Source organism: Streptomyces carpinensis (assembly GCF_002154505.1).
GTDB classification, from domain to species: Bacteria; Actinomycetota; Actinomycetes; order Streptomycetales; family Streptomycetaceae; genus Streptomyces; species Streptomyces carpinensis.
On record NZ_MUBM01000467.1, the window covers coordinates 1 to 5,323 of the forward strand.

Sequence of the window (5,323 nt, forward strand, 5' to 3'; positions counted from 1 at the left end):
ACACCGGGGATCTGGCCGAGATGGGCGGGATCCCCGGTGTCACCCGGCAGACCGCCGCGTTCGGCCGCTTCGACGCGGTCATCCACGACGCCGGAACCATGCACACCCCAGAAGCGGCCACCGTCAACACCATCGCGCCCTACATGCTGACGGTTCTGATGGACAGGCCATCCCGACTCATCTACCTGAGCAGCTCCCTGCATCGGGGAGGTTCCACCGGCCTCGTGCCGTTGGCCAACGGCACGGCCTCCTACAGCGACACCAAGCTGTGGGTGACCGCCTTGGCCATGGCCGTCGCCTCCCGGTGGGAGGGGACGGCCGCCCACGCCGTCGATCCGGGTTGGGTGCCCACCCGGATGGGCGGCCCCGGCGCGACCGACGACCTCGCCGCCGGCCACCAGACCCAGGTCTGGCTGGCCGCCCACGGCGACATCTCGCCGCCCACCGGCGGCTACTGGTACCACCAGCGCACCCAGGACCCGCACCCCGCCGCGCGCGACCCCGCGTTCCAGGACCGGCTCCTGCACGCCCTGGAGGAGCGCACCGGGATTCGGCTCGACTGACCGCCGACCGGGGATCAGCGCCCCTTTCCGGTCTCGAGTGAGGTGATGCCCAGGCTGGCGCGACGCATGGCCTTATACAGCGCGGCATCCTCCGGCGGATCCGGCAGCGCGCCGCGGGCGGGGGCCCGGAACGACTGGATCATCCACGCGACCAGACGGCGCCAGGCATCGGGCGCGTCCTCACCGGTGGCGCTCAGGACGCCGGCGTTGGCCATGAGCAGCAGGACCAGGTCCCGGCTGGTGAAGTCCTCGCGCAGGTCTCCGCTGTCCTTGGCGCGGGCGATGAGCTCCAGGAAACCCTGGTACGCCTCGGCGCGGCACGCCTCCAGGGCCTCGGCTCCGGGCAGGCTCATCGTCAGGACATCGGCGAAGCCTCGGTCGGCGGCCTGCATCGCGCAGACCGTCTCGATGTAGCCGGTGAAGCCACTCCACGGCTCGGGGTCGGCCAGTGCCTCGGCAGTGGCTCGCACATAGGCGTCCATCCGGTCCGCGAAGACGGCCGCGACCAGTTCCTCCTTGGTGGGGAAGCGGCGGAACATCGTGGCGATCCCCACCCCGGCCTCCCGTGCGACCGAGGCCATCGACGCGCTCAGACCATCGCGGCCGAACACCGTGCGCGCGGCGGCGATGATCCGCTCCCGATTGCGCTCCGCATCGCTGCGCAGCGGCTGAGCAGCGGACTCGGCCGTGCTGCCGGCGCCGCCGGTGTGTTTATCCCGAGGGTGCATGCGGACCAGACTAGCAAACCGGAAAGCCCTATCCGATTCCCGTGCTACGCTCGGACCCCGGAAGCGGATAGGGCTTTCCGGATGAGAAAATGGATAGCCCTATCCGCCTCTACTCCAACGGAAGGTTTCCCGTGCCCACCATCGCCATCGTCGGCGCCGGCCCCCAACTGGGGCTTGCCATCGCCCGCACCTTCGGCTCCCACGGCCACAACGTCGCGCTGATCTCCCGCAACCGCGCCAAGCTCGACGACCTGATCGGCAAGCTCGCTGCCGACGGCATCACCGCCGCCGCCTTCCCCGCTGACGTCTTCGACCGCAACGCCCTCACCCGCGCACTGCAGGACGCCGCCGAGCGCTTCGGCGGCATCGACGTACTGGAGTACTCCCCGGTCGGCGGCATTGACTCCACCACCCTCACCACCCCGAGCGCGACCGAACCCGCAGATGTGCAGCACGAGATGGACTTCCAGCTCTACGGGGCCATCGCCGCCACCCGGGCAGTGCTTCCCGCGATGCGCGAGGCCGGCGCCGGCACTTTGCTGTACACCACCGGCGCCGGATCCATCGACCCCGTTCCTCAGGTCGGCAACGTCAACGCCGCCGCCGCGGCCCTGCGCAACTGGGCGATCAACCTGCACAAGGAGCTGGACGGCAGCGGCATCCAGGCCGCCCACATCGGCATCGACGTCTCCATCGGTATGTCGGTCATCGCCGGCTTCCCGACGGCTCAGCCCGAGGAGATCTCCCCGGTCTACTGGGAACTGCACACCACCGACCGCGACAAGGCCGAACGCGTCTTCAGCCGCTGACACAACACTCCGCCGACCCTTGATCGTGCCGCGGCGGTCCAGGACGGGTCGCGGAACCGTTGATCCGCGGCTCGCTGGAGCGGCTGCTGCTGCCCGATAACCGCTGGCCTGCGACCGAGGCGGTGGGCGGCTGGTGGAACCGACAGAACAACCCGGAGATCGATCTGGTGGGCGCCGGCCGTCTGATGGTCACAACCTCCTAGCCGCGGAGATGTGCGGCCCGACCGAGCAACTGCCGGGCAACAAGGTGGCCGGAGCCCCCGGAGAGGCCTGGACCGGGATGGGTCGAGGCGCCGATGTGCCAGAGGCCGGGTACGGCGGTGCGGTGGCGGCTCATCGACGGCCCCGGTCGCCAGATGAGGTTCTGGTCGAACTCGGCGGAGCCGCCGTACGGGTCGCCGTGGACGGCGTTGAGGTTGGCTGCAGCGATCTCTGCCGGGCTGACCGCACTCCACCGTGTCACAACTGCGCGCAGGCCCGGGGCGTGAGACTCGATCCGGCCGAGCACTCGCTCCACGTAGGCCGCGACCAGTCGGTTATCGCTCCACCCAGCCGAGACGTCCAGCCCTGCTGACCCACCACGACCGTGGGGGCGCCGGGGCAGCGCCCCGGCCTCCGCCCCGGCGCAGCGTCTGCGTAGCAGCGCCATGGCGATCAGGGCAGAAGCGCGCGTCGTTCCTGCGAACGCCTCTCGCGGGCTGTGACGTTGGCCGGAGGGGTGCGCCCGGTGGGTCGATGCCCGTCCCAGACTTGTCATCCCGGGGCCCCAGGAGCACTGTGGATAATGCCTGGGACAAGAGATCAGAGACGACTATGCGCACCTGGGGCAGGCGGAAGACTCGCCAATTCACCGGTGCTCGCTTCGACGCGTCCGCCGCTGTAGGCGTGCTGGACCGCGACGGCTGCGTCACGCGCTGGAGCAGTGGTGCGCAGCAACTGCTCGGATACGCCCCTGTTGAAATCATCGGCAGGCCGGGGGACGAGCTGCTGACGGCCGAGGGAACGCTACGGCACCGCGACGGCCTCCCGCTGCACGCGCAGGCGCGCCTGTGCCCGCTGCTGGACACCGATCGGGATTGCGGCTTCCTGCTCCTGCTGACGGCCGTGCCCGAGGCCGCGACAGGCACACCCTGGGATGCCTTGCTCCCGCACTGGATGTTCGAGCAGCAGCCACTTGCCGTTGCCATTTACGACCTGGACGCACGGCTGCTGCGCGGGAACCAGCCGATGCTTGGGGTCGGGGGCTTTTCCGAGGAGGAGGCCCGTGGCCGACGTCTGACCGAGATTCTCCAGGGCAACGCGATCGAGGAGGTGGAGCGGCGGGTCCTTCGAGTGGCCCAAACCGGGAAGGCGGAAGCGGCGGAGCCCATCGTCAGGCTGCCCGGGGAATCCAAGGCTCACGCGTGGGCCATGGACGTCTTCCCGCTCAAGGACGCGGACGGCTCGGTGTGTGCGGTGGGCGTTGCCGCGTCCGATTACTCCCAGCAGTACGACTCCAGGGAGCGCATCGCCTTGATCAGCGAGGCCAGGACCCGCGTGGGTACGAGCCTGGACATCATCGGAACCGCACGAGAATTCGCGGAACTCGCCGTCCCGCGCTTCGCCGACTTCGTCAGTGTGGACCTCCTCGAGCCTGTCTTCCAGGGTGAGCTGCCCACGCCCGTCCTTCCTCGGGGTGCCACTGTCCTGCGCCGGGCGGCATACCAATGGGCCGCCGGGCAGGCGCTCGATCCAGTGATCAGCGCTACGGAAGTGCACACCCATCCGTGCTCGTCGCCGCTCGCGCGATGCCTGACCGAGGGCCGGGCCATTCGTCACAGCACCAAGGATCCCGAGACCATCCGCTGGCTGGCCGAGGATCCCGTTCAGGCGTCGCTCGCCGAGACGTTCGGCCCCCACTCCCTCATCGCCGTGCCGATCCGTGCCCAGGGCGTTCCCCTCGGGGCAGCCCTGTTCGTCAGGTACGCGGCCTCGCATGAAGAAGCCTTCGGCCCGGACTGTACGGCGATCAGCGAGGATCTCGTCGACCGGCTCGCGATCTGTTTGGACAACGCGCGCCGGTTCACACGGGAGCGCGGTATCGCGCTCGCCCTGCAGCGGGCCCTGCTTCCCCGGGAGTCGACCGTGCATCCCGCTGTGGAGACGGCCGCCCGGTACGTGCCTGCAGGCTGCGGCGCCCAGGCAGGCGGTGACTGGTTCGACGTGGTTCCCCTGCCCGGAGCACGAGTCGGCTTGGTGGTCGGCGACGTCGTCGGCCACGGCATCCACGCCTCTGCGACCATGGGCCGTCTCCGTACCGCTGTGCGTACCCTTGCCGACATCGACCTGCCGCCCGAGGAACTCCTCACTCACCTCGACGACATCATCACCCACACCGCAGGTGAGCAAGACGGCGAGCCCGCCGGTGAGATCCCCGGCGACATCGGTGCCACCTGTCTGTACGCCGTCTACGACCCGATCTCCGGCACCTGCTCCCTGGCCCGCGCCGGCCACCCTGCCCCCGTGCTGCTCCACCCGGACGGCACCAGCAGTGTCATCGACCTGCCCTGTGGGCCTCCGCTGGGACTCGGCAGTCTGCCGTTCGAGGCGGCGGACGTCGTCGTGCCGGAAGGGGGCCTGCTGGCACTGGTCACCGACGGTCTCCTCACCACCCGGGAGCGCGACATCGACGAAGGGTTCTCCGACCTGTGCAGCGCACTCGCCCAACCGGCCACCACGCTGGATGACCTGTGTGACAACGTCCTGGACACCCTGTGCCCCGAACCGCACGCCGACGATGTCACCCTGCTCCTGGCCCGCCCCCACGTGTTCGGCGAGGACCGCCTCGCCACCTGGGACCTGCCCAGCAATCCCGCCGTCGTCGCCAACGCCCGCCGGCTCGCCGCGGAGCAGATCGCCCGGTGGGGACTGGCAGAGGCCGCGTTCGTCACGCAACTGGTGGTGAGCGAGCTGGTCACCAACGCGATGCGGCACGCCAGAGGGCCGATCAGGCTGCGGCTCATCAAGGGTGAGACCCTGATCTGCGAGGTCAGCGACGGGAGCAGCGTCAGTCCTCATCTGCGCCGGGCCCGAGCATTCGACGAGCGCGGCCGCGGCCTGTTCATTCTCGCCCAGTTCACTCATCGCTGGGTCACCCGCTACACCCTCTCCGTCAAGACCCTCTGCTCCGAGCAGGTGCTGCGCATGCCGTAGGTTCAGCAATCATCCCCGACCCTTAGCCTCC

4 protein-coding genes and 1 pseudogene are annotated in these 5,323 nt (G+C 69.6%); 4 read left to right on the plus strand and 1 reads right to left on the minus strand.

Annotation, left to right across the window (positions count from 1 at the left end; translation table 11 throughout):
* Positions 1 to 563: Rossmann-fold NAD(P)-binding domain-containing protein (locus BZY54_RS43525; RefSeq protein ID WP_086730884.1), on the plus strand; the 563-nt coding region annotated here is incomplete at its 5' end.
* A gap of 14 nt (positions 564 to 577) precedes the next feature.
* On the opposite strand, the gene BZY54_RS43530 is transcribed toward BZY54_RS43525, so the two are convergent.
* Complete coding sequence (locus BZY54_RS43530; RefSeq protein ID WP_086730885.1) at positions 578 to 1,291, minus strand: TetR/AcrR family transcriptional regulator; 714 nt, start codon at positions 1,289 to 1,291, stop codon at positions 578 to 580.
* A gap of 131 nt (positions 1,292 to 1,422) precedes the next feature.
* Between BZY54_RS43530 and BZY54_RS43535 the strand changes: the two genes are divergently transcribed.
* The 3 genes and pseudogenes from BZY54_RS43535 (at position 1,423) to BZY54_RS43545 (ending at position 5,292) form a co-directional block, all read left to right on the plus strand.
* Positions 1,423 to 2,100, plus strand: coding sequence for an SDR family NAD(P)-dependent oxidoreductase (locus tag BZY54_RS43535; protein WP_086730886.1), 678 nt, complete (start codon positions 1,423 to 1,425; stop codon positions 2,098 to 2,100).
* 41 nt (positions 2,101 to 2,141) lie between these two features.
* Positions 2,142 to 2,282: pseudogene (locus BZY54_RS49955) on the plus strand (ATP-binding protein); the annotation flags it as partial.
* 703 nt (positions 2,283 to 2,985) lie between these two features.
* On the plus strand, positions 2,986 to 5,292 hold the full coding sequence (locus BZY54_RS43545; RefSeq protein WP_244217620.1) for a SpoIIE family protein phosphatase: 2,307 nt from the start codon (positions 2,986 to 2,988) through the stop codon (positions 5,290 to 5,292).
* The last annotated feature ends 31 nt before the right edge of the window (positions 5,293 to 5,323 follow it).